Consider the following 22,150-nt stretch of genomic DNA (forward strand, 5'->3'; position numbering starts at 1 on the left):
GCGGTCCCCCACCCACGGGGTCCCCCACCCACGGGGTCCCCCACCCACGGGGTCCCCCACCCACGGGGTCCCCCCGCTCGGGGGAAGCGGAGAGCCCAGGGAGCGGGCACGCTGCCGGGGCGGGGCGGGCGGGAGCGCAACGGCACGGCCTACGGCGAGCCGAGGACGTCCTTCTGCCAGCTGAGCTGGAACGCGTACCGCGCCGCCTCCACCTCGTGCCGCTGGTCCGCGTGGAGCACCCCGAGCGCGTACGCCGTGGCCGGGGCGATGCGCGGGGTCCGGGCGGCGTTCGCCGCGGCCGCCGACGCCTCGGACGCGTCCCGGTGCCGGTCGAGGGCCTCACCGGCGGCGAGCAGACGGACGTCGGGGGGCGGGGCGGTGGCGGCTGACTCCGGGGCCGGGGCGGTGCCGTCCGCACCGGCGGTGGTGTGGTGCAGCGCTTCGCGGGCGTACCGGTGCAGGCGCAGGAGCAGGCGGACCTGGTGCCAGGGTGCGTCCTGCGGATGCGGGGCCAGGTCCGGGGACAGCCCGTGGACCAGCGCCTCCGCGTTGTACGGGCTCCCCGCGGTGAGCAGGGGCAGCGCCGCGACGGCGTCGACCAGCCGCTCCCGCGCGGCCTCGGCCGGCGGGCGCAGGTCGGCTCCGCCGACGCCCGGGAGCAGCGGAACCTCGCTGGCCAGCACGGCGACCTTGTCGGCGACCGCGTGGAACCGGGAGGAGCCGAGAGCCTGGAGCGCGGTGGAGTGCGCCCTGGTCCGGGCCAGGGTGAGCTGCCGGTCCAGCAGCGCACCGGCCTTGGCGGCACCCACGGTGAGGCTGCCGCGCTCGGGGGCGGCGGTGGCGGGTCCGGCTCCGGTGGAGCCGGTTCTGACGGTGGAGGAGGCGGCCTCGCCCCTGGCGGCGACGGCGGCCGGGGCGGAGGGCCGGACCGCTCCGCCCGCTCCGCCCCCAGGACCGGTCCCGGCCGCTCCCTGGGCCGGCAGCGCCGCCGTGCCGGACAGCCGGTACAGCGCCTGGAGCAGGCGCTCCAACCGCGCCGAGCAGGCGTGTTCCAGGGCCAGGGTGCCGGAGACCCAGGCCAGCTCCGGGCGCATCGCCTCGGACCAGCCGGGGTCCAGGACCGCCTGGAAGGTGTGCAGGCTGCCGCTGATCCGGCGGGCCGAGCGGCGCAGCGCGAGCGACGCTTCGGCGGAACCCTCCGAGGCCGTGCCCGCCCCCGCCTCCCGGTGGAGGCGCAGCGCGCGGAGGAACTCGGTGGCCTGGGCCCGTAGATAGCCCGCCAGGGCCTCCGCGGACACCGGACCGGCCGTCGGACCGGCCGTCGGGCCGGTCGGCGGGCCGGTGGTCAGGCCGGTTTTCGGGCCGGTCCCCGGGTCCGTCGGGTCAAGGTGTTGCTGTGCCACGCCGGCGCCTCCGGGCGTCTATGAGCATCTCCTGGACATGTCGCAGGGGCTGGCCGTCCGCGTCCGTCGCGTGCCGGGTCCACTCGCCGTCCGGACCGAGGTGCCAGGACGTGGTGCCGTCGGACATGCCGGACTCCAGCAGCCGGTTCAGGGAGGCCCGGTGGCCGGGGTCGGTGACCCTGACCAGCGCCTCGATACGGCGGTCCAGGTTGCGGTGCATCATGTCCGCGCTGCCGAACCACACCTCGGGCTCGCCGCCGTTGCCGAAGGAGAAGATGCGGGAGTGTTCGAGGAACCGGCCGAGGACGGAACGGACCCGGATGTTCTCCGACAGCCCCTCGACGCCCGGCCGGATCGCGCAGATGCCGCGCACCCACACGTCCACCGGGACGCCCGCCTGCGAAGCCCGGTACAGGGCGTCGATGACCGCCTCGTCCACCATCGAGTTGACCTTGATGCGGACGTACGCGGGGCGTCCGGCGCGGTGGTGCTGGGCCTCCTTGTTGATCCGGGAGACCAGCCCGTCGCGCAGGGACTTGGGGGCGACCAGCAGCCGCCGGTACGTCTCGCGGCGCGAGTAGCCGGAGAGGCGGTTGAACAGGTCCGAGAGGTCCGCGCCGACCTGCGGGTCGGCGGTGAGCAGGCCGAGGTCCTCGTACAGCCGGGCCGTCTTCGGGTGGTAGTTTCCGGTGCCGACGTGGCAGTAGCGCCGGAGCGTCTCGCCCTCCTGGCGGACCACCAGGGACAGCTTGCAGTGGGTCTTCAGGCCCACCAGGCCGTACACGACGTGGCAGCCGGACTCCTCCAGCTTGCGCGCCCACTTGATGTTGGCGGACTCGTCGAAGCGGGCCTTGATCTCGACCAGGACGAGGACCTGCTTGCCGGACTCGGCCGCGTCGATGAGCGCGTCGACGATCGGGGAGTCGCCGGACGTCCGGTACAGGGTCTGCTTGATCGCGAGGACGTCCGGGTCGGCCGCCGCCTGCTCCAGGAAGGCCTGCACGGACGTGGAGAACGAGTCGTACGGGTGGTGCAGCAGCACGTCCCGGCTGCGCAGCGCGGCGAAGACGTCCGCCGCGGACGCCGACTCGACCTCGGCGAGATCGCGGTGCGTGCCGGCGATGAACGCCCGGTACTTCAGCTCCGGCCGGTCGATTCCGTGGATCCGGAAGAGGCCGGTGAGGTCGAGCGGTCCCGGCAGCGGGTACACCTCGGCCTCGCCGATCTTCAGCTCGCGCACCAGGAGGTCCAGGATGTCGCGGTCGATGTTCTCCTCGACCTCCAGACGCACCGGCGGCCCGAAGCGGCGCCGCATGAGCTCCTTCTCCAGGGCCTGGAGCAGGTTCTCGGTGTCGTCCTCCTCTACCTCCAGGTCCTCGTTGCGGGTGAGCCGGAAGGCGTGGTGCTGGAGCACCTCCATGCCCGGGAACAGCTCCTCCAGGTGGGCGGCGATGACGTCCTCGACGGGGACGTAGCGGCCCGGGGAGCTCTCCAGGAAGCGGGACAGCAGCGGCGGCACCTTCACCCGGGCGAAGTGCCGGTGACCGGTGACCGGGTTGCGCACGATCACGGCCAGGTTCAGCGACAGGCCCGATATGTACGGGAAGGGGTGCGCCGGGTCGACCGCCAGGGGGGTCAGCACGGGGAAGATCTGGTGCCGGAAGAGGGTGAACAGGCGGGCCTGCTCCTTCTCCGTCAGCTCGCTCCAGCGGACCAGGTGGATGCCCGCGTCCGCCAGCCCGGGGAGGACGTCCTCGTGGAAGCAGGCGGCGTGCCGTGCCATCAGCTCGCGCGAACGGGCCCAGATCATCTCCAGCACCTCGCGCGGCTGGAGGCCGGACGCGGAGCGGGTGGCGACACCGGTGGCGATACGGCGCTTCAGGCCGGCCACCCGGACCATGAAGAACTCGTCCAGGTTGCTGGCGAAGATCGCGAGGAAGTTGGCCCGCTCGAGGAGGGGCGTGCTCGGGTCCTCGGCGAGCTCCAGGACCCGCTCGTTGAACGCCAGCCAGCTGCGCTCCCGGTCGAGGAACCTGCCGTGGGGCAGCGGCTCGCCGCCCGTGTCCGCCTCCTCGTAGGCGTCGAGATCCGAGTCGATGTCGGGTTCCAGGTCGGAGACCGTCCCGGCCACGGTGTGCGGCCGGTGGGCGGCGATGGAGCCCACGGAGGGCTGCGCGTGTTGTACCTGACCCTGGGCTTTGGCGCCACTTGCGGCGTTCGACTGGCTCATAAATCCATTGTTCCGCGCCACGGGCTTCACAAGCGCGTCGGAGCGCGCGGGCGGGAGCGATCGTGCCCGTGGGACGTCCCCGTTCCCCCTGCGGGGCGGCGGCTCTGGCGCGGCGGGATGCATTCGCCGAGCGTCGCAAGACAGTCTGAATCAACGGTTACGAAGACATGACGTGCGGGATATCGGGGGGCGGCCCGCGGGGGTCGGGACGGGCGTCCGCTCCGCGCGCCGGGCCCCGGCGCGCGGAGCGGAGGCCCACACGGCGGGTACTGCCTCGATCGGGTGTGCTCGGGTCGACCGTATGTGCCGAGGAGGAGAGGGGACGGGGGCAGGGGCGGTGGGGGTGGGGGTTCGGAGTCCGGTGGGGGCCGTGTGAACCGATGCGCGGGGCTCGTGCGATGAGGGGACGTGAGCGAAACGAGAAGCGACGGTGAGCTGCTGCGTGCCGTTGCCGAGGACGCCGACCGGCGCGCCTTCGAGGAGCTGTACCGGCGCTACGCCCCGTGGCTGACCGCCCGGATGCGCAGCCGGTGCGCCGACGCGGGGATCGTCGACGACGTCGTCCAGGAGACGTTTCTCGCGGTGTGGCGGGGGACGGCCCGGTACCGGGAGGACGCGGCGAGCGCGGCGGGCGGTGCTCGTGGGGACGCCGCCGGGTGGCTGTGGCGGATCGCCTCGCGCCGGCTGATCGACGCGCTGCGCGGTGCCGGGGCGCGCGGCCGGCTGCGGCAGACACTGGCCCGGCTGCGGCACCGGGACGAGGTCTCGGCGGAGGAACGCGTGCTCGCGGGGGTGGAGCACGGAGACCTGGCCGGCGCGCTGGTCCGGCTGTCGCCGGAGCTGCGCGCGGTGCTCCAGGCCACCGTCGTCGACGGGCTGACCACCCGCGAGGCGGCCGTACTGCTCGGCATACCGCCGGGGACGGTCAAGACGCGGGCGATGCGGGCCCGCAAGCAACTGCGGGAGGCACTGGCATGACGGACGACTCGACGGACGGCACCGCCGGGGACACGGCAGAGGGCGCGAACGGTGGCGTGACGGACGGCGCCGCCGGTAGCTCGGGGGAAAGGGCGCATGGTGGTGCGGCCGGGGGTTCGGCCGGGGGTCCGGCGAAGGGGCGTACCGGGAGCGCGGTCGGGGGTGTGGCTGCTGGCCGTGCCGGGGAGCCGGCCGGGGGCGGCTCGCGGTGGCACGTGCCGCGGGAGGACCTGCGGGCGTACGCGCGCGGTGAGCTGACGGCGCCCACGCTGTGGTCCGCCGACACCCACCTCACCACCTGCGCGCACTGCCGGGGCGTCCTCGCCGAGGCAGGGGACCCCGTCGCGCTCGACGCGGGCTGGGAACGGCTCGACGCCGAGCTGGACGCGCCCAAGCCGGGATTCCTGGAGTCCCTGCTGCTGCGCCTCGGCGTCGCCGACCACACCGTGCGCCTCCTCGCGGCCACGCCGGTCCTGCGCCGTTCCTGGCTGGGCGCGGTCGTCGCCGTGCTGCTGCTGACCGTGGCCGCGGGCCACTCCGGCGCCCCGGCCACCGGTTCGCCCCTCCTCTTCCTCGCCCTCGCGCCGCTGCTGCCGCTCGTCGGGGTCGCGCTGTCGTACGGGCCCGCGATGGACCCCACGTACGAGATGGCGGTCGTCTCCCCGACCCACGGGTTCCGGCTGCTGATGATCCGCACGGTGGCGGTACTCGGCGCCGTGTTCGGTCTCAACGGCCTGGCGACGCTCGCCCTGCCCGGGTACGGCGCGGCCGCGCTGGCGTGGCTGCTGCCCGCCCTCGCGCTCACCGCGACCGGCCTCGCGCTGACGGCCCGTGTGGGACCTGTGCTGGCCCCCTCCCTCGTCGGCGGCGGCTGGGTCGCACTGCTGCTCGTCGCACAGGCGGGCCGGGACGCCGTGACCGACCCGCTCGCTCCGTTCACCGCTGCCGGGCAGGGGGTGTCGGCGCTGGTCGCCGTCCTCGCCGCCGGGCTGCTCTTCCTGCTCCGCGACCGTTTCGACCTCAGCCGGGCGGGTGGCACGGGCGGCGCCGGCGCGGTCTGAAGTCCGCCTTCGCCGTCCGCCTTCATCGTCTGTGACGTCTCGTCCCCTCCGCCTCATCTCCTTCTCCTTCATCTCCTCCTCTGCTTATTCCACGACCTGTACGGGAGTTCTGCATGACCCCGACCGTCTCCGCCTCCGGGCTGAGTCTCCGCTTCGGTGGCACCCGGGCCCTCGACGACGTGTCGCTGCGGCTGTCCACCGGCGTCACCGGGCTGCTCGGGCCCAACGGCGCGGGCAAGACCACCCTGCTGAGGGTGCTCGCCACCGCCGTACCGGCCGACCGGGGCGGGTTCACGGTGCTCGGCCACGACCCCGGCACCTCACGCGGCCGCCGGGAGGTCCGGCGCCGCCTCGGCTATCTGCCGCAGGCACCCGGTTTCCATCCCGACTTCACCGCCTTCGAGTTCGTCGACTACGTGGCGATCCTCAAGGAGCTGACCGACCGCACCGCCCGGCACCGCGAGGTGCGGCGTCTGCTGGACGAGGTCGGGCTCACCGACGTACGCGGCAAGCGGCTGCGGAAGCTGTCCGGCGGGATGCGCCAGCGGACCGCCCTCGCCGCGGCCCTGGTCGGCGACCCCGCCTTCCTCGTCCTCGACGAGCCGACCGTCGGACTGGACCCCGAACAGCGCATGCGGTTCCGCGAGCTGATCGCGCGGGCCGGGGAGGGGCGGACCGTGCTCCTGTCCACCCACCAGACCGAGGACGTGGCGATGCTCTGCAACCGGGTGGTGGTCATGGCCGCCGGCAGCGTCCGCTTCGACGGCACTCCCGCCGAACTGACCGCGCAGGCCGACGGACGGGTGTGGGCCAGCGCCGAACGCGACCCCGGCGCGCGGGCGGGGTGGCGCACCGGGCTGGGCACCTTCCGCAACGTGGGCGATCCGCCCGACGGTGCCGACCTCCTCGAACCCACCCTGGAGGACGGTTACCTGCTCACTCTCGACGGCGTCGGTGGCGTCGGCGCGGAGGTGGCGGCATGAACACGACGACCACCGCGACCGTGCCTCCGCCCGCGGCGACCGCGCCGGACGGTCCGGGTACGTCCGGGGCGGCCGTGTTCGCCCTGGCCCGCTTCGAGGCGCGCGGACTGCTGACCCGGCTGCCGGTGCTCGTCGCCTTCGCCGTGTACACCGGCTGGACGGTGTGGCGGACCCGCACCTCCTTCGAGGGCTTCCCCGCCCTCCAGGACGCCGACCGCGCCACCCAGAGCGCGCCCCTGCTCGTCGGACTCGCGGTGCTGTTCTCCGTCAACCAGGCCGTGCTGCGTTCGCGGCGGTACGACACCGAGCGGCACTTCGCCGTGCTGGTGCTGCCGCCGTGGCACTGTACCGTCGCGCACCTGCTGTCCCTTCTGCCTGCGGTGCTGCTCGTCGCGGTCTGCGTGGGCGGGCAGTTCGGGTGGGAGGCGCTCAAGTCCGGCGCGGTCGGCAACGGTTCGCCGGGCGAACTCCTCGTCGGGCCGTTGTCCGTGCTGTTGCTCGGGGCGTTCGGGGTGCTGCTCGCCCGGTTGTTCACCTCCGCCTTCGCGGTGCCGCTGCTGCTCGTCGTCCTGGTCTTCCTCGCCATGTTCAGCACGGCGCCCCGGGAGGGCGACGCGACCCGGTGGCTGATGCCGGTGGTCGTTGAGTACGGCTCCGGGACCCTGCCGTCCGAGCTGCTCGGCCGCCCGGCTGCCTGGCACGCCCTCTACCTCGCCGGGTTCGCGCTGAGCGCGGCGCTGGCGGCGGTGCTGGTCTCCGGTGAGGGCTCCGGGCCCGCCGGCGGACGGGGCGTGCGAGGCCGGTTCGTCGGCAACCGGAGTGTTCACGCCGGACTCGCCGGTGCGGTGGCGCTGACGCTGCTGGGCGCGGTGATGCAGACGGGAGGGGTGCCGGCGCAGACGGAGGAGGCCCGTACGCGGTACTCGACCGTCCCGCAGGAGCTGCAGAAGTGCGTCGAACGGGACGGCACGTCGTACTGCGCCTTCCCGGAGTGGACCCCGCGCACCGGTGACTGGGCCGAGGTCGTGGACCGGGTGCGCTCCCTCGCGGGTGACGCCGTGCGGGACCGGTCGCTCGTCGTACGGCAGCGGGTCGAGGCGCGCTACGGACTGAGCGGCGACGCGGCGATGCCCCCGCTCACCGACCCGGACGAGGTGAGCGTCGGTACGAGGTGGGGCGGCGACCGCGTCCCGGAGTTCGCCGTCGCCGTGGCCGGTGTGCTGGTCACCGGCAAGGAGGCGGGGGCGGGCGCGATGTGCGACGGCCGGCTCGTCACCGTGATGTGGCTGGCGCTGGCCGGCCGGCCCGACCCGCTGTCCGACCTGAGCGGCATCCGCCTCGACGACAGTACGTCCGGTTCGGCGGTCGTCGTCTCGGAGACGGAGCCGCTGTACATGACCGCCGCGCACACCGAACTCGTCCGCGAACTGCTGGACCTGCCGCGGGAGGAGGCCGGCGCGAAGGTCCGGGCGAACTGGGCCGGGCTGACGTCCCCGAAGGTGACGACGGACCGCACCGCCGAACTGCTGGGTCTGGACGCGCCGGAGGAGGCGGACGAGTGCCTGGAGTGAGCAAAGGCCGCCCGGGCCTGTGGCGCGCGCTGGCGCGGCCGGTGGCGCGGACGGTGCCGTGGCGGGCGATCGGGGCGGCGGGCGGACTCGGGCTGCTGCTCGCCACCGCGCCCCGGCTGGTGGGGGAGGACGCGACCGGCCGGCTGGCGCTGAACGTGCTGCGGGTGTCCGCCGTCGCCTTCGCACTCGGCGCGGCCTTCCTGCTGGACGACCCGGCCCGGCACACCACCGCCGCCGTACCGGCCCGGCGTGCGGTCCGGCACACCCTGCGGTTCGTTCTCGTCCTCCCGGTCGCGGTCTCGTGGTGGACGGCCGCGCTGCTGCTCGTCCCCGCGGGCATACGTCCCCCGGTCGCCGGCGTCACCCTCGAAGCGGCGGCGGTCCTCGCCCTCGCCCTGGCGGGAGCGGCGTTCGCCGTCCGCCGGTCGGACAGCACGCGGCCGGGGCAGGCGGTCGCGGGTGCCTTGTTCGCGTCGGCGGTGCTGGCGTGCCTGCTGTGGCCGGAGCGCTGGGCGCTGTTCGTGGCGCCGGACGACGAGAGGTGGGCGGCCGCCCATGACCGGTGGACGGTGCTGCTGTGCGCGGCGCTGGCGGTGTGGGCGGTGTGCGGGGCGGAACCGGTACGGAGGTGGAGGGGGAGAGCGGCTCTCCGGTCGCTGGGATCCTGAGCCGCGGACCTCCCGGCCTCCCCGGGTTCCGGGTTCCGGTCCTGCCGGTCTCTCAGGTCTCGGTGCGGTACATGAGGTCCGTCTCGTGGGTGAGGAAGCCCAGCCGTTCGTAGACGGCCACCGCCGCCTTGTTGTCGGCGTCGACGTACAGCATCGCGGTGGGCAGCCCCAGCTCCGCGAGGTGCCGCAGCCCGATCGTCGTGAGGGACTTGCCGAGCCCGCCGCCCTGGGCCTGCGGGCTCACCCCGAGGACGTACACCTCGCCTAGGCCCTCCGCCCGGTGCACCTTGGTCCAGTGGAAGCCGACGAGGCGGCCGTCCCGCTCGGCGAGGAAGAAGCCCTCGGGGTCGAACCACGGCTCGGCCTTGCGGTCGTCGAGGTCGCGCTGGGTGAGGGACCCCTGTTCGGGGTGGTGGGCGAACGCGGCGGCGTTCAGCGCGAGCCAGGCGGCGTCGTCCTGACCGGGGACGAAGGCGCGCACGGTCACCCCCTCGGGGAGCACCGGGTCGGGCAGGTTCAGGCCGGCCAACGGCAGACGCATCTGACGCAGTTCGCGGAACAGGGTGAGCCCGAGGACCTGGGCGAGGTGCCGGGCGGCGGAGTGGCCGCCGTGTGCCCAGACGCGCAGCCGCTTGCCGGAGGCGGCGAGCAGCGCGGACCCGAGCGCCCGCCCGTGCCCCTGCCCACGGCGCGACGGGTGCACGACGAGTTCGGCGGCGGGGGGCTCGACCGGGTCGGTGTCCTCCAGTTGGGCGTAGCCGACGAGTTCACCCCCGTCGTCCCCGTCGTCCCCGCCTGTCAGGAAGAGCAGCAGGTGCGAGACACCCGCCCGCTCCCCGCCGCGCAGCTGCAACCGCCCCTGCTCGGACACCGCCTGCTGTCCGTCGGTCCCGGCGGCCTCGTCCAGCAGGGCGAGGACCGCCTCGACCCGCTCCGGGGAGAGCGCGGCGTAGGTCCGAAGCGAGCGGGTGCGGCCGGAGCGTGCGATGTCGTCGCTGGTCATGCGTACGAGGGTAAGCGGAGCCCGCCGAAAACGGACGGGACACGGAGCACACCGTGACGGCCGATCGGGTCCGGCAGCCAGTCACGGCGCGAAACACAACCAGGATGTAACCGCGAAACCCCTGTCGCGCTACGCGCGTTGACTTTAGGCTGCGGGGCGGCCGGCGCGCCTCGCGAGGGTCCCGCCCGGATTCACGCAGACCGGCCCCGGCCACCCCGGACACATCCCGCACCACGTACACGCACACCCGTGAACGCCCACGCACACCCATTGGGGGGCACATGCCAGCCACACCCACCTCCTCGGCCTTGTCGGCCCAGCGCCGCAGACGCCGTACGAACCGTCTTCTCGCGGCCGCTGCCGGTGTGCTCACCGTCGGCGCGCTGACCGCGGCCGCCCTGCCCGCCGGTGCGGCGAGTGCCGACGGGGGCAGGGGCGGCACGTCGCACGGCCACCACGAGGGCCACAAGGGCGGAAAGGGCCGCTACCAGGACGTGCAGCTGCTGTCCTTCAACGACCTGCACGGCAACCTCGAACCCCCGACGGGCTCCTCGGGCCGGGTCACCCACCTCCACGAGGACGGCACGACGGAGACCATCGACGCGGGCGGTGTCGAGTACCTCGCCACCCACCTGCGCGAGGCCCGCAAGGGCAACCGGTACTCCGTCACCGCGGCCGGCGGCGACATGGTCGGCGCGTCCCCACTGATCTCGGGCCTGTTCCACGACGAACCCACCATCGAGGCGCTGAACAAGCTCGACCTCGACGTCACGTCCGTCGGCAACCACGAGTTCGACGAGGGCGCCCAGGAGCTGGCCCGGCTGCAGAACGGCGGCTGCCACCCCACCGACGGCTGCTCCACGGACAAGAAGTTCAAGGGCGCCGACTTCCCCTACCTGGCGGCCAACGTCCTGGACGACAGGACGGGCAAGCCCGTCCTCAAGCCGTACTGGGTGTGGAAGCAGAACGGTGTCAAGGTCGGCTTCATCGGCGTGACGCTGGAGGGCACCCCGGACATCGTGTCCGCCGAGGGCGTCAAGGGCCTGTCCTTCAGGGACGAGGTCGACACCATCAACAAGTACGCCAAGGAGCTCCAGCGCAAGGGCGTGAAGTCGATCGTCGCCCTGGTCCACGAGGGCGGCTTCCCTGCCTCGTCCTCCTACAACTACGACTGCGACTCCCCGGGCGCGGGCGACGGCATCTCCGGCCCGATCGCGGACATCGCCGAGAACGTGTCGCCCCAGGTGGACGCGCTGGTCACCGGCCACACCCACGCGGCGTACGTCTGCACGATCCCGGACCCGGCGGGCAAGCCCCGCATGGTCACCTCGGCGGCGTCCTTCGGCCGCCTCTACACGGACACCACGCTGACGTACGACCGCCGCACGGGTGACATCGCCCGTACGGCCGTGAAGTCGGCGAACCACGTGGTGACGCGGGACGTCCCGAAGGCGCCCGACATGACCCGGCTGATCGCCAAGTGGGACACCCTCGCCGCCCCCATCGGCAACCGCGCGATCGGCTACATCTCCGGTGACATCGTCAAGGACGGCACCGAGTCTCCGCTCGGCGACCTGATCGCCGACGCCCAGCTGGCGTACGGCAGGACGCTGGACCCGGAGACCGACCTGGCCCTGATGAACCCGGGCGGCATCCGCGCGCCCCTCACCCACGCGGCGAGCGCGGGCGAGGGCGACGGCGTGGTCACCTACGCCGAGGGCTTCACCGTCCAGCCCTTCGCCAACACGGTCAACCTCCAGGACTTCACCGGCGCGCAGCTGGTCCAGGCCCTCAAGGAGCAGGTGAGCGGCGCGAACGAGGCCTCGCCGAAGATCCTCCAGGTCTCCGCCGGCCTGACCTACACCCTGGACCTGACCGAGTCCGGCGCGGACCGGGTGGTCACGGACTCCATCAGGCTGAACGGCGGGCCGATCGACGAGACCGCCACCTACCGCGTGGCCACGAACAGCTTCCTCGCGGGCGGCGGCGACGGCTTCACGACCCTCGGCGAGGGCACCGGCGACCTGGTCGGCGAGGACGACCTGACGGCCCTGGAGCAGTACCTGACGGCCAACTCCTCGGCGACGCACCCGATCGCACCGCCGGCAGCGGACCGCATCACGATCGTCCGGTAGCCGCCGGACGTTTCCCGAGGAGGGGCCCGGTGCCCCCGGCAGCCGCGTGAGGTCTGCCGACGCCGGGCCCCTTCTTCCTGTCCGCCTTCCTGCCCACGCCCTGCCCGAGAGGTCAGACGGCGACCAGGTCGATGACGTTGATGACGACGTGGCGGTTGGACACGACGTAGGTGACGAAGCCGTCCTGGAAGCCCGCGGACCAGCTGTTGTCCCGATTGCTGACCGCCGGCGGTCCGAACGGGTTGAGAACGAGCAGTTTCTCGAGGTTCTCGAGCGAGGTCCGCCGGGAGGCCGGTAAGGCGGCCTTCCGCTGTGCCGCGCGGTCCACGTACCGGATGACGTAGGCGCTCACCGGAGCTCTCCCGCATCGACGGACCGGCCGTCCGCGTCGTAGGCGTGGCCGTCCGCGTCACGGAACACGAGGCCCTCGGTGTCGTCCTCCGCCATGCGCCTGGCGGTGTGCTCGACGTCGTCGAGGTACCCCGGCGTGGCGCAGGCGCAGGCGAACGGGAACCACCTGTCGACGGCGGCGTCGAGCGCCGGCCGGTCGAAGTCGGCGGCAGCGCTCAGCCACTCCTGCTCGAAGGCCCGCAGCCAGTCCCGGCGCCGTTGCAGGGCGGCCCGGATCGCCTCGGGTGTCTTCTCGCAGGAGTTCGGATCCACCTCGTGGGCCATGGTCGGCTCCTTCTCTCCGGCCGGGGTGTGACCTGTGCGCCGGAGGTCCACGGTAGAACGCGAGGGGCGCCGGGCGGCTCCGGTCGTGCGTGTCCCCTGCCGCCTGTCACCTGCCCCGACGCGTGCTCCCCGGCCGACCGCGACACGGAGCACGTCCTCCAGCGATCCCGTCGCCCTGGTCGGCGCGAAACGCACCGCCCGCTCACCGGCCCCCGGATCACCGGGCACGGCCCTGGCGCCCGCGAGCACCTGCTCGCCCGAGTCCAGTCGGTCCGCCTCGACGTCGTCGGCGAGCAGCGACGACCGGCTCCGGCTGCCGTCGTGTTCTCAACCGGCTTCCGGTGCGTCGTAGGAGAACCTGTACCCGGCGAAGTCGGCGACGTGGACGTATCCGATGCGCTGGTAGAGGGCGTTGCTGGTGGGGTTGGCCGGGTTCGTGAACAGGACGACGTCCGTCGCGCCCGCGGCCAGCGCGGCACGGCTCACCTCGACCGTCACGGCACCCGCGTAGCCGCGGCCCCGGAGGCGGGCCGGGGTGTAGACGGGGTCCACCCGGACCATGCCGCCGACGGTCGAGGTCGCGGCCGCCATGGAGACGGGAGTACCGTCCGGGGTCTCCCAGAACGTGAAGTGTCTGTCGCCGAAGCGCGAGTCGGCCCAGGAGCCGGAGTCGATCAAGTCGATGGAAGGCCGCTCCCCGACGTCGACGCAGAACTCACGGCACCAGCGCACGATTTGCTCATGGTCCCTCCCGCCCGCGATGCGCCCCTGGCCTTCTGGGCGCGGCTGCGGTGGGGTGAGCGTGCCGAGACGGTACAGATGAGTCCGCCAGAAGGGTTCCGGCGCTGCGCCCGCGTGCTGCTGCCACGCCTCGGCGAAAGCGGTGGCGGTGTCGTGGTCCGCGATGACGTGGGAGGGGAAGTGGCCGAGCTCGGCCAGATGAGCGGCGAGGTGACCGGCCTGCAGGGCAGAGAGGGGTGTGAGCCCCAGACGGCCACGCGGAGTGTGATAAAAGATGGCGCGGACCTCACCTCCTGACTTCAGTCGGCCGAAGACGGCGGCTTCGGCACCGTGTGCGTGTGCGTCCGCCCCGCGGGTACGCAGTTTCTCGATGTCCGTCAGCGGCGTGTTGTGGAGGGCGGGCCGCAAGCGCAGGAAGTCTCCGGCTCGGGCGAGGAAGCCGTCGACGTCTTCGGTGAGGTGCCAGTCGTCCGGGCGCATACTTCATGATCCCGGATGACCGGACCGCCAGGAAGGTGAAGGTCCAAAGACGAGTCGTCGCCATGCCGTGGATCCGTCGCCGAGAACGTTTGTTCACGCAGGAGTTGGTCCTGTCCAGCAGAGAGACGCCGGGCAGGAGGAGTTCTCCTCTCCTCCGGCCAGGGTGTGGCAGAGGGCGGGGCCACAGCAGAACGCGGGAGGTGCCGGGCGGGGCTGCTTGAACGTGGCACCTGCCATCCGCCCACCGGCCTGCGGGCCGCCCGGTACGTCCGGGTGCCGGCCCCGCCCCGGGTCAGGCCCGCTTGGGGCCAGCGATCGCCTCTCCGATCACGAAGCCCATGGCGGGGCCCTTCGGGATGTCGACGTCGGTTCCGTAGGGGACCCGTACGACGCCCAGCCAGTCGGCCTTGTCGGGCCGTGGCTCGGTGAGGACGGTGACGGTGCCCTGTGCGTCATGGTCGTCGATGATCACGTACACGGGAATGCCGGCGCGGGCGTACTCACGGCGCTTCCTGACCCGGTCGCGGTCCTCGTGACGCTTCCCGGGAGAGACCACCTCGACCACCAGGCGAACCGCCGCCGCATCGACACCGAGCCCGTCCTCGTCCGCGTACGGCTCCAGGTCCTCCGGGGCGACGAAGACATCAGGGATCCATCCCTTGCGCCGGAAGATGACATTGGCGTCCTGGTACGCCGAGTACTCGCCGTCTCCCAGGAACCGCACCAGCGCGTTGCGCAGCCGGTTGGCGATCTGGGCATGGAACAGGCGGCCGGTGGGCGACACCTCGATGGCTGCCTCGATGATCTCGGCGCGGTAGCCCTCCGGGAGTTCCACAGTCTTCCACGCCTGCCACACGACCTCGTCCAGGTCGGGCCCGTTCTCGGTTCCGTTCTCCGGCCCGGCCGCTGTCCTGATCTCAGACATGGTCTCGGGCCTCTCGTACGCAAGAGCGGTCATGGTGACGTCACCTCCTCAAGTGTGGGCTGAGCGTGCCCAGGGCACAAGCAACGCGATCACGGTAGCCGCGGCGGTACGGCGGACCGGGGAAACGGCTTCGGCTCACCCGATCGGGGGAGACACGGTGCCCGGCCCGGCCGACTGCGAGGACCCCTCGGCGGTTCAGGTCCCAAGCCCTCAGGTGCCAGCGCGGACCCGTCACGCTGAGGGGGCGTCTCCCGCCCTCGGCCACACGACTGCCTGTGCGACGACCACCCGGTCACCGTCGAACGTGACCGACGGTCCTTCGTGGAGCCGACAACCCGTCGCGAGGGCCTCGCCCACGCGACGACGGAACGCCACGTCATCGGGACCGGTCAGCACGCGGTACACAGGCAGCCCATCCGGCGGTGCCTTCATGGCCCAAGCGTGTCGCACGCACCCTGCCGACCGTCGAGGTGGCCACGCCACCCGTCCGTGGTCCGGGACGGTCACGGCGGCCCGGACACGTGTCACGCCCTGTACTGCTCCCTGCCGCGTCCCGAGTTCACCGGCATGTCCATCCTGCTGACGGACCGCGAGGAGAGCTATCCGCCCGGTGTGGTCACCGTGGACATCGACTCCCCCGGGATGCTCGGCTTCCACTGAGGAGTCCGGACTGTCCCGGCCGCATGAAAGCCTGCGGCCGGAGACGGCTGCGCAGGCGTCAGAGGGCGACGGCGTCTCCGGCCCCTCCGGCGTCTCCGGCCCCGGTCGGCCCCTCTGGTCCCGGTCGGCCCCCCTCCGGCTACGGCACCTCGGGGGGCGGGGTCGGGGCTCCGGGGAGGCGGATCGTGGCGGTGGTGCCCCCGGCGCCGTCCTCCGCGCGGGTCAGGGCCACCTCGCCGCCCGCCTGCTGGACCGTACGGGCCACTATGGACAGGCCGAGGCCCGAACCGGGGAGCGCGCGGGCGGTCGGGGAGCGCCAGAAACGGTCGAAGACGTGGGGGAGTTCGTCGGCGGGGATGCCCGGCCCGTGGTCGCGGACGGTGAGGACGCCGTCGGCGAGACGGACCTCGACCGTGCCGCCCCGGGGGCTGAACTTCACCGCGTTGTCGAGGATGTTGACCACGGCCCGCTCCAGCGTGGAGGGCTCCGCGCGGACGTACCACGGCTGTACGTCCGCCGTGATGGTCAGCTCCGGCCCGCGCAGCCGGGCGCGGCGCAGCGCCGACTCCACGACGTCCTGCCAGGCGACGATCTGGGCACGTCCCTCGTGCTGACCGGTGTCCGGGCGGGACAGTTCCTGCAGGTCGCCGATGAGCGCGGCCAGCTCGGTCATCTGCGCCTTGACCGAGGCGAGGAGGGCCTTGCGGTCCCCGGCGGGCAGCGGGCGGCCCGTCTCCTCGCTGCGGGTGAGGAGTTCGATGTTGGTGCGCAGGGAGGTGAGCGGGGTGCGCAGCTCGTGGCCGGCGTCCGCGATGAGCTGCTGCTGCAGGTCGCGGGAGCTGGCGAGGGCGGACGTCATGGAGTTGAAGGAGCGGGAGAGGCGGGCGACCTCGTCCTCGGCGTCGTCCGCCACGGGGATGCGGATGCCCAGGTCCTCGGTGCGGGCCACCTCCTCGACGGCCCCGGTGAGTTCGTCCACGGGGCGCAGGCCGGCGCGGGCGACCGCGAGGCCGGCGGCGGCGGCGCCCAGGACGCCCACGCCGGAGACGAGGAGCAGGACCAGCGCGAGGTCGTTGAGCGTCTCCTCGGTGCCCTTGAGCGGTACGGCGACGAGGACGGCGGCCTTCGAACGGGTCAGCGTGCTGGGGTCGTTGATCACCAGCGGCAGGGTCAGTACGCGTACCTCGGAGCCGTCCTGGTCGGTGCCGTCGCGGTAGCGGCCCGGGGAGCCGTCCCCGGCGCTCGCGATGACGTCCTGGTCCGACGAGGTGACCTTGATCCTGCCCGACGAGCTGGGGAACAGGCAGACGGTGCCGTCCTCCCCGACCACCTGGGAGAACGTCTCCCCGAAGCCGCCGCCCCTGCTGTCCCGGGGCGTGTCCGTGCAGTTGTTGAGCGCACTGCGGATCTCGTCGACCCGCTGCGGCCCCTGGAGCACCGTCGCCTGCTCCAGGTCGCTGTCGAGCTGCTCGTACAGCTTCCCCTGCACGATGAACCAGCACGTCACCGACACCGCCGCCACCGCGAACGCCACCGCCGCCGCCACCAGCAGCGACAGCCGCGCCCGGATCGGGAGCGAACGGAACCTGCGGGCCAGCCTGTTCACTCCGCGCCGCCCTGCCGCAGGGCGTAGCCGACACCCCTCACCGTGTGCACCAGACGCGGCTCGCCGCCCGCCTCGGTCTTGCGGCGCAGGTACATGACGTACACGTCGAGGGAGTTCGACGACGGCTCGAAGTCGAAGCCCCAGACCGCCTTCAGGATCTGCTCCCGCGTGAGCACCTGGCGCGGGTGCGCCATGAACATCTCCAGCAGCGTGAACTCCGTACGGGTCAGCTCCACCCGACGCGTTCCCCGGGTCACCTCGCGGGTCGACAGGTCCATGCTCAGGTCGGCGAAGCTGAGGACGTCGTTCTCCTCGTCGGCGCCGGCCACGGCGGCCGCGTACGAGCTGCGGCGCAGCAGCGCGCGGATCCGGGCGAACAGTTCGTCCAGCTCGAACGGTTTGACCAGGTAGTCGTCCGCCCCGGCGTCCAGTCCCGTCACCCGGTCGCCGACCGTGTCCCGGGCGGTCAGCATCAGGATGGGCGTGGTGTCGCCGGTGGCGCGGATGCGGCGGGCGGCGGTCAGGCCGTCCATCCGGGGCATCTGGATGTCGAGGACGACCAGGTCGGGCCGGTACACCGCCGCCTTCTCCAGGGCGTCCGCACCGTCGGCGGCGACCTCGGTGCCGTACCCCTCGAAGGCGAGGCTGCGCTGGAGTGCTTCGCGCACCGCCGGCTCGTCGTCGACGATCAGGATGCGCTGGGGGTCGCGGTCGCCTTCTGCGGGGCTCATGGGGGCGTGGTTCCTCTGGTCTGCCGGTGTGCTGGACTGGGAGGAGAGTACGGCCGGGGGCTCGCCGGGTCTCAGGATCCCAGGCTCGCACGACTGTCCGGGGCGCGGAGAGGCGCGGTCCTTCACGGGCCGGCCGTGATCCGGTGGGGAGCCGGTGGGTGGCGGGGGTGGTGCGGATCAGCCGCGTACGGTACGGCGGCGTCCGCGCCCGTGGGCGGTCCTGCGGCGGGCCTTGGCCGGGGCCGCCTCCGGGAGGACCGCCGGGGCGACCTCCGGGGCCCGCCGTACCGGCGTGTGCAGCTCGCCCGCGACCTCCAGCGCGAGCGCGAGACCGGCCGTGCCGGCGCCGGGGGTCCGGTGGGTGACCTGCTTGACCTGCTTGGTCTGCTTGCTCTGCCTGGTCTGCGTGATCATGTCGGACCCCTCGGGTGAGGATCTCGTCGGCCGGGTGCGTGCCGCGTCAGTTCGTGGCGCCGGACCGCAGGTCCGTCAGGTCCGCCTTGACCGTGTTGACCGGGATGGCGAAGCCCAGTCCCACGCTGCCGGCGTCGGCCGAGGAGTCGCTGCCGCTCGACGAGTACATCGCCGAGTTGATGCCGATGACGTTGCCGTTCATGTCGATCAGCGCGCCGCCGGAGTTCCCGGGGTTCAGAGAGGCGTCGGTCTGGATCGCCTTGTACGTCGTCGTGGACCCGCCGGTGTCGCCGTTGAACTCCTGGCCGCCGAACTCGAACGGCCAGCCGCCGCCGCGCTGCCCCTGCTGCTGCCCCTGGCTCTCGTCCGTGGAGACGGTCACGTCGCGGTCGAGCGCCGAGACGATGCCGCTGGTGACGGTGCCGGTCAGGCCCTCGGGGGAGCCGATCGCCACGACCTCGTCGCCGACCTGCACCCCGTCGGAGTCGCCGAGGGCGGCCGCCGTCAGACCCGAGGCGTCCCGCAGTTTGATCAGCGCGAGGTCCTTCGAGCTCTCCGTGCCGACGACGTCCGCGGTGTACGTCCTGCCGTCGCCGGTCCGCACCTCGACCGAGGAGGCACCGCTGATGACGTGGTTGTTGGTGATGATCTCGCCGTCGTCCGTGATGATCACGCCGGAACCGGTGGAGGACCCCGCGTTGGATTCGGCGTTGATCTCGACGATGCTCGGGCTCACCGCCTCGGCGACGCCGGACACCGTCCCCTTCTGACCGGCCGGCACCACGCTGGTGCCGGCCGGGCTCGAGGACGCGACGGTGCCGCCGACCAGCTCCTGGACGCCGTAGGCGGTGCCGCCGCCCACGGCCGCCGCGACGATCGCCACGGCGGCGAGCAGGGCGACCGGGCCCCGGTTCCGCTTCCGGCGGGGTTTCGGGGCGGCCGGATCGGTCGCGTGGGTCGAACCGGTCGAACCGTCGGGGCCCGTCGGGGCCCCGGAACCGGAGTCGGCCGTGCCGTCCGCCTGTCCCGGTTGCTGCTCCGGCTGCTGTCCCGACCGCTGATCCGGTGCGTACGCCGGCGGTGCCGGCCACTCCGGGTTCACGGGGGAGGAGCAGGACTGGGGGCCGCCCGTCCGAGGGCTCTCGTACTCGCTGCTGCGGCGAAGGTTCTCGGTCATGTCGACGAGCCTGTCGCCCGACGATGAGAGCCCTCTGAGTGCCCGCTGAGAAGCCCGACAGAACCTCGTATGCCCGATATAAAGAAGGAGAGGCCCCCCTCTCCCGGAGCCTGGAGCCTGGAGTCCAGAGCCCGGTGGCCGGTGTCCAGTTGCCTGGAGCCCGGTGTCCAGTTGCCCGGTGCCTGGAGCCCGGAGCCCGGTGCCCAGTTGCCCGGAGCCCGGAGCCCGGAGCCCGGAGCCCGGAGTCCAGTGGCCGGTGTCCAGTTGCCCGGTGCCTGGAGCCCGGAGCCCGGTGCCCAGTTGCCCGGAGCCCGGAGCCCGGAGTCCAGTGGCCGGAGTCCAGTTGCCCGGAGCCCGGAGCCCGGAGCCCGGAGCCCGGTGCCCAGAGCCTGGAGTCCAGAGCCCGGTGGCCGGTGGCCAGTTGCCCGGAGCCCGGAGCCCGGAGTCCAGAGCCCGGTGCCCGGTGCCCGGAGTGTCGCGCTACCCGCAGCCGCAGGAGCGCCGGATCACCAGTTCGGACGGGAAGATCTTCAGCCGCTCGCGCTGCGAGCCGGCCACCCGCAGACCGTCGTCGAGGACGAGGTCGACCGCCGCGCGCGCCATCGCCGGGCGGTCGGAGGCGACCGTCGTCATCGGCGGGTCGGTGAGTCCCGCCTCCTTGATGTCGTCGAACCCGACGACCGCCAGCTCGCCGGGCACGTCGATGCGCAGCTCGCGGGCCGCGCGCAGCACGCCGACCGCCTGGTCGTCGGTGGAGCAGAAGATCGCGGGCGGGCGGTCGGGCCCGGAGAGGATGTCGAGCCCGACGCGGTAGGCGTCGTAGCGGTTGTACGGGGCCTCGAAGAGGCGGCCCTCGGTCGGGATGCCGGCGTCCTCCATGGCTCGCCGCCAACCCTCGACGTGGTCGGAGACCGGGTCGCCGACGGAGGGGGTCTCGGCGGTGCCGCCGACACAGGCCACGTACGCGTTGCCGTGTTCCAGCAGGTGACGGACGGCGAGCTGGGCGCCGCCGAGGTCGTCGGTGACGACGGCGACGTCGTCGATGGCCTCGGGGCGCTCGTGCAGCAGGACGACCCGGGCGTCCCAGGCGTCTATCTCCGCGGCGGCCAGGTCGTTCAGCGCGTGGCTGACCAGGATCAGCCCGGAGACGCGCATGCCGAGGAACGCCCGCAGGTAGTGGACCTCGCGTTCGCCGACGTAGTCGGAGTTCCCGACGAGCACCATCTTCCCGCGCTCGGACGCCGCCTGTTCGACCGCGTGCGCCATCTCCCCGAAGAAGGGCTGGCGCGCGTCCGGCACGATCAGGCCTATGAGGTCCGTACGCCGCGACGCCATCGCCTGGGCGACCCGGTCCGGGCGGTACCCCAGTTCCTTGATCGCGGCGAGTACGCGTTCGCGCGTGGCCGGGGCGACCGGCCTCGGTCCGTTGTTGATGACATAGCTGACGACGGCGGTGGAGGTACCCGCCAGCCGAGCCACGTCATCCCTAGTCACCTTGGCCACGCGCGGAGTCTACGCGGATATAACCGGCCGGGGCAGGGCGTGAACGCCCCTGTGAACAGCACGGAAACGGCTCGCGGGTGCGGGCGCGGCGCTCGTGCGGGTGCCGCTCACGCCTGGGTCGGTGCCTCGGTGGCGTCCAGGGCGGCCGTCTCGTCCGCATCCGCCGCCTTTTGGCGGTCGGCCCCGGCCTCCTGCCGGTCGGCCTTGGCCTTCGCCTCCTCGGCGGCCCGCTCGACCTTCTCCGGCGTAACGAATCGATAACCCACGTTCCGCACGGTGCCGATCAGTGACTCGTGCTCGGGGCCGAGCTTGGCGCGCAGCCGCCGCACGTGGACGTCGACCGTCCGGGTGCCGCCGAAGTAGTCGTAGCCCCAGACCTCCTGCAGCAGCTGGGCGCGGGTGAAGACCCGGCCGGGGTGCTGGGCGAGGTACTTCAGGAGCTCGAACTCCTTGAACGTGAGATCGAGGACGCGGCCCTTGAGTTTGGCGCTGTAGGTCGCCTCGTCGACGGACAGGTCGCCGTTGCGGATCTCCATGGGGGAGTCGTCGCTGACGATCTGCTGCCGGCCCATGGCGAGGCGCAGCCGGGCCTCCACCTCCGCCGGTCCGGCGGTGTCGAGGAGGACGTCGTCGATGCCCCACTCCGCGGTGACGGCGGCGAGGCCGCCCTCGGTCACCACGAGGACGAGGGGGCAGCCGGGGCCCGTGGAGCGCAGCAGCTGGCACAGGTTGCGGACCTGCGGGAGGTCGCGCCGGCCGTCGACGAGGATGACGTCGGCGCCGGGAGTGTCCACCAGGGCGGGGCCCTCGGCGGGGGCCACGCGCACATGGTGGAGCAGCAGGCCGAGGGCGGGGAGCACCTCGGCCGACGGCTGGAGAGCGTTCGTCAGCAGGAGCAGTGAGCTCATCGCACCCCTCCTTCGCGTCCTTCACGTTCGTCGAGTCCGTCGAGTCCGTCGAGGACACGGTCCTGGCCCCGGTGGTCGGGCCGTGGTACCGCCCACGACCGGGCCGTCATTCGTACGTGCACGGTTCGCTCGCCCATAACGTCTGGTTCCTCCTCGGTCCCTGCGAGGACGTTTACGGCACTGCTTCGTGCGTTTCGACGGCCCGTACACCGGCGGTTTCCCGCGTCGTATACAACGCTTCCGAAAGCACAAAAGGACCCGGGGGCTTCACTGCCCGAGTCCTCTCCCCAGGAGAATA

At 72.8% G+C, this 22,150-nt stretch carries 21 protein-coding genes; 7 read left to right on the top strand and 14 right to left on the bottom strand.

The features are described 5' to 3' along the window. Nucleotides 1-149 precede the first annotated feature (149 nt). Together ORI94_RS29165 and ORI94_RS29170 are read right to left on the bottom strand one after the other, a co-directional pair. Nucleotides 150-1,403, bottom strand: a complete 1,254-nt coding sequence (locus ORI94_RS29165; RefSeq protein ID WP_416237921.1) for a CHAD domain-containing protein — start codon at nucleotides 1,401-1,403, stop codon at nucleotides 150-152. Then, complete coding sequence (locus ORI94_RS29170) at nucleotides 1,384-3,756, bottom strand: RNA degradosome polyphosphate kinase (protein WP_416237922.1); 2,373 nt, start codon at nucleotides 3,754-3,756, stop codon at nucleotides 1,384-1,386. The genes ORI94_RS29165 and ORI94_RS29170 overlap by 20 nt, the downstream gene beginning before the upstream one ends. Before the next feature lie 285 nt (nucleotides 3,757-4,041). On the opposite strand from ORI94_RS29170, the gene ORI94_RS29175 reads away from it, so the two are divergent. The 5 genes from ORI94_RS29175 to ORI94_RS29195 all read left to right on the top strand — a co-directional run bounded on the left by ORI94_RS29175 (nucleotide 4,042) and on the right by ORI94_RS29195 (nucleotide 8,894). Then, on the top strand, nucleotides 4,042-4,611 hold the full coding sequence (locus ORI94_RS29175) for an RNA polymerase sigma factor (protein WP_266081231.1): 570 nt from the start codon (nucleotides 4,042-4,044) through the stop codon (nucleotides 4,609-4,611). 164 nt (nucleotides 4,612-4,775) lie between these two features. Continuing rightward, entirely contained in the window at nucleotides 4,776-5,672 is an 897-nt protein-coding gene (locus ORI94_RS29180; protein WP_266081233.1) for a zf-HC2 domain-containing protein, read from the top strand. Nucleotides 5,673-5,785: 113 nt separating this feature from the next. Continuing rightward, complete coding sequence (locus ORI94_RS29185; protein WP_266081235.1) at nucleotides 5,786-6,655, top strand: ABC transporter ATP-binding protein; 870 nt, start codon at nucleotides 5,786-5,788, stop codon at nucleotides 6,653-6,655. Further along, nucleotides 6,652-8,226: an ABC transporter permease gene (locus ORI94_RS29190; protein ID WP_266081237.1), complete on the top strand. Its 1,575-nt coding sequence runs from the start codon at nucleotides 6,652-6,654 to the stop codon at nucleotides 8,224-8,226. Before ORI94_RS29185 ends, ORI94_RS29190 begins: the two co-directional genes overlap by 4 nt. Further along, nucleotides 8,214-8,894 carry an ABC transporter gene (locus tag ORI94_RS29195; RefSeq protein ID WP_266081239.1) on the top strand — a complete coding sequence of 227 codons (681 nt, stop codon included), beginning with the start codon at nucleotides 8,214-8,216 and terminating at the stop codon, nucleotides 8,892-8,894. The genes ORI94_RS29190 and ORI94_RS29195 overlap by 13 nt, the downstream gene beginning before the upstream one ends. A gap of 52 nt (nucleotides 8,895-8,946) precedes the next feature. On the opposite strand, the gene mshD is transcribed toward ORI94_RS29195, so the two are convergent. Beyond that, the gene (mshD, locus tag ORI94_RS29200) at nucleotides 8,947-9,897 is read right to left on the bottom strand and encodes a mycothiol synthase (RefSeq protein WP_266081241.1); all 951 of its coding nucleotides are present in this window, start codon (nucleotides 9,895-9,897) and stop codon (nucleotides 8,947-8,949) included. A 281-nt stretch (nucleotides 9,898-10,178) separates the two neighbouring features. Here mshD and ORI94_RS29205 point away from each other — a divergent pair, with 281 nt between their 5' ends. After that, nucleotides 10,179-12,032 carry a bifunctional metallophosphatase/5'-nucleotidase gene (locus tag ORI94_RS29205; RefSeq protein ID WP_266081243.1) on the top strand — a complete coding sequence of 618 codons (1,854 nt, stop codon included), beginning with the start codon at nucleotides 10,179-10,181 and terminating at the stop codon, nucleotides 12,030-12,032. A 112-nt stretch (nucleotides 12,033-12,144) separates the two neighbouring features. Here ORI94_RS29205 and ORI94_RS29210 read toward each other — a convergent pair whose 3' ends face one another. The 5 genes from ORI94_RS29210 to ORI94_RS29230 form a co-directional block, all read right to left on the bottom strand. Further along, nucleotides 12,145-12,384, bottom strand: a complete 240-nt coding sequence (locus tag ORI94_RS29210) for a hypothetical protein (RefSeq protein WP_266081245.1) — start codon at nucleotides 12,382-12,384, stop codon at nucleotides 12,145-12,147. After that, nucleotides 12,381-12,707: a hypothetical protein gene (locus ORI94_RS29215; RefSeq protein WP_266081247.1), complete on the bottom strand. Its 327-nt coding sequence runs from the start codon at nucleotides 12,705-12,707 to the stop codon at nucleotides 12,381-12,383. Before ORI94_RS29215 ends, ORI94_RS29210 begins: the two co-directional genes overlap by 4 nt. A gap of 327 nt (nucleotides 12,708-13,034) precedes the next feature. Beyond that, nucleotides 13,035-13,928, bottom strand: coding sequence for a GNAT family N-acetyltransferase (locus ORI94_RS29220; RefSeq protein ID WP_266081249.1), 894 nt, complete (start codon nucleotides 13,926-13,928; stop codon nucleotides 13,035-13,037). A gap of 292 nt (nucleotides 13,929-14,220) precedes the next feature. Beyond that, nucleotides 14,221-14,886: a Uma2 family endonuclease gene (locus tag ORI94_RS29225; RefSeq protein WP_266081251.1), complete on the bottom strand. Its 666-nt coding sequence runs from the start codon at nucleotides 14,884-14,886 to the stop codon at nucleotides 14,221-14,223. 198 nt (nucleotides 14,887-15,084) lie between these two features. Next, the gene (locus ORI94_RS29230) at nucleotides 15,085-15,285 is read right to left on the bottom strand and encodes a DUF1737 domain-containing protein (RefSeq protein ID WP_266081253.1); all 201 of its coding nucleotides are present in this window, start codon (nucleotides 15,283-15,285) and stop codon (nucleotides 15,085-15,087) included. A 57-nt stretch (nucleotides 15,286-15,342) separates the two neighbouring features. Between ORI94_RS29230 and ORI94_RS29235 the strand changes: the two genes are divergently transcribed. Further along, entirely contained in the window at nucleotides 15,343-15,513 is a 171-nt protein-coding gene (locus ORI94_RS29235; RefSeq protein ID WP_266081367.1) for a hypothetical protein, read from the top strand. A 139-nt stretch (nucleotides 15,514-15,652) separates the two neighbouring features. Here ORI94_RS29235 and ORI94_RS29240 read toward each other — a convergent pair whose 3' ends face one another. The 6 genes from ORI94_RS29240 to ORI94_RS29265 all read right to left on the bottom strand — a co-directional run bounded on the left by ORI94_RS29240 (nucleotide 15,653) and on the right by ORI94_RS29265 (nucleotide 21,852). Further along, nucleotides 15,653-17,119 (bottom strand): sensor histidine kinase, encoded by a 1,467-nt coding sequence (locus ORI94_RS29240; RefSeq protein ID WP_266081255.1) that lies wholly within the window; start codon nucleotides 17,117-17,119, stop codon nucleotides 15,653-15,655. Further along, nucleotides 17,116-17,850 (bottom strand): response regulator transcription factor, encoded by a 735-nt coding sequence (locus ORI94_RS29245; protein WP_266081258.1) that lies wholly within the window; start codon nucleotides 17,848-17,850, stop codon nucleotides 17,116-17,118. The genes ORI94_RS29240 and ORI94_RS29245 overlap by 4 nt, the downstream gene beginning before the upstream one ends. Before the next feature lie 177 nt (nucleotides 17,851-18,027). Continuing rightward, nucleotides 18,028-18,264, bottom strand: coding sequence for a hypothetical protein (locus ORI94_RS29250; RefSeq protein ID WP_266081260.1), 237 nt, complete (start codon nucleotides 18,262-18,264; stop codon nucleotides 18,028-18,030). Between the two features lie 46 nt (nucleotides 18,265-18,310). Continuing rightward, nucleotides 18,311-19,441: a S1C family serine protease gene (locus tag ORI94_RS29255; RefSeq protein ID WP_266081261.1), complete on the bottom strand. Its 1,131-nt coding sequence runs from the start codon at nucleotides 19,439-19,441 to the stop codon at nucleotides 18,311-18,313. A 480-nt stretch (nucleotides 19,442-19,921) separates the two neighbouring features. Next, nucleotides 19,922-20,944 carry a LacI family DNA-binding transcriptional regulator gene (locus ORI94_RS29260; protein ID WP_078878549.1) on the bottom strand — a complete coding sequence of 341 codons (1,023 nt, stop codon included), beginning with the start codon at nucleotides 20,942-20,944 and terminating at the stop codon, nucleotides 19,922-19,924. Between the two features lie 107 nt (nucleotides 20,945-21,051). Further along, on the bottom strand, nucleotides 21,052-21,852 hold the full coding sequence (locus ORI94_RS29265; RefSeq protein WP_266081264.1) for a winged helix-turn-helix transcriptional regulator: 801 nt from the start codon (nucleotides 21,850-21,852) through the stop codon (nucleotides 21,052-21,054). Nucleotides 21,853-22,150 lie beyond the last annotated feature (298 nt).

This window comes from Streptomyces sp. NEAU-W12, assembly GCF_026242095.1.
In the GTDB taxonomy this organism is placed as follows: domain Bacteria; phylum Actinomycetota; class Actinomycetes; order Streptomycetales; family Streptomycetaceae; genus Streptomyces.

Coding starts and splice junctions, on each gene's coding strand:
- ORI94_RS29185 (WP_266081235.1), top strand. CDS start 5,786: ATGACCCCGACCGTCTCCGCCTCCGGGCTGAGTCTCCGCTTCGGTGGC.
- ORI94_RS29220 (WP_266081249.1), bottom strand. CDS start 13,928: ATGCGCCCGGACGACTGGCACCTCACCGAAGACGTCGACGGCTTCCTC.
- ORI94_RS29205 (WP_266081243.1), top strand. CDS start 10,179: ATGCCAGCCACACCCACCTCCTCGGCCTTGTCGGCCCAGCGCCGCAGA.
- ORI94_RS29250 (WP_266081260.1), bottom strand. CDS start 18,264: ATGATCACGCAGACCAGGCAGAGCAAGCAGACCAAGCAGGTCAAGCAG.
- ORI94_RS29190 (WP_266081237.1), top strand. CDS start 6,652: ATGAACACGACGACCACCGCGACCGTGCCTCCGCCCGCGGCGACCGCG.
- ORI94_RS29265 (WP_266081264.1), bottom strand. CDS start 21,852: ATGAGCTCACTGCTCCTGCTGACGAACGCTCTCCAGCCGTCGGCCGAG.
- ORI94_RS29225 (WP_266081251.1), bottom strand. CDS start 14,886: ATGACCGCTCTTGCGTACGAGAGGCCCGAGACCATGTCTGAGATCAGG.
- ORI94_RS29215 (WP_266081247.1), bottom strand. CDS start 12,707: ATGGCCCACGAGGTGGATCCGAACTCCTGCGAGAAGACACCCGAGGCG.
- ORI94_RS29230 (WP_266081253.1), bottom strand. CDS start 15,285: ATGAAGGCACCGCCGGATGGGCTGCCTGTGTACCGCGTGCTGACCGGT.
- ORI94_RS29245 (WP_266081258.1), bottom strand. CDS start 17,850: ATGAGCCCCGCAGAAGGCGACCGCGACCCCCAGCGCATCCTGATCGTC.
- mshD (WP_266081241.1), bottom strand. CDS start 9,897: ATGACCAGCGACGACATCGCACGCTCCGGCCGCACCCGCTCGCTTCGG.
- ORI94_RS29170 (WP_416237922.1), bottom strand. CDS start 3,756: ATGCATCCCGCCGCGCCAGAGCCGCCGCCCCGCAGGGGGAACGGGGAC.
- ORI94_RS29255 (WP_266081261.1), bottom strand. CDS start 19,441: ATGACCGAGAACCTTCGCCGCAGCAGCGAGTACGAGAGCCCTCGGACG.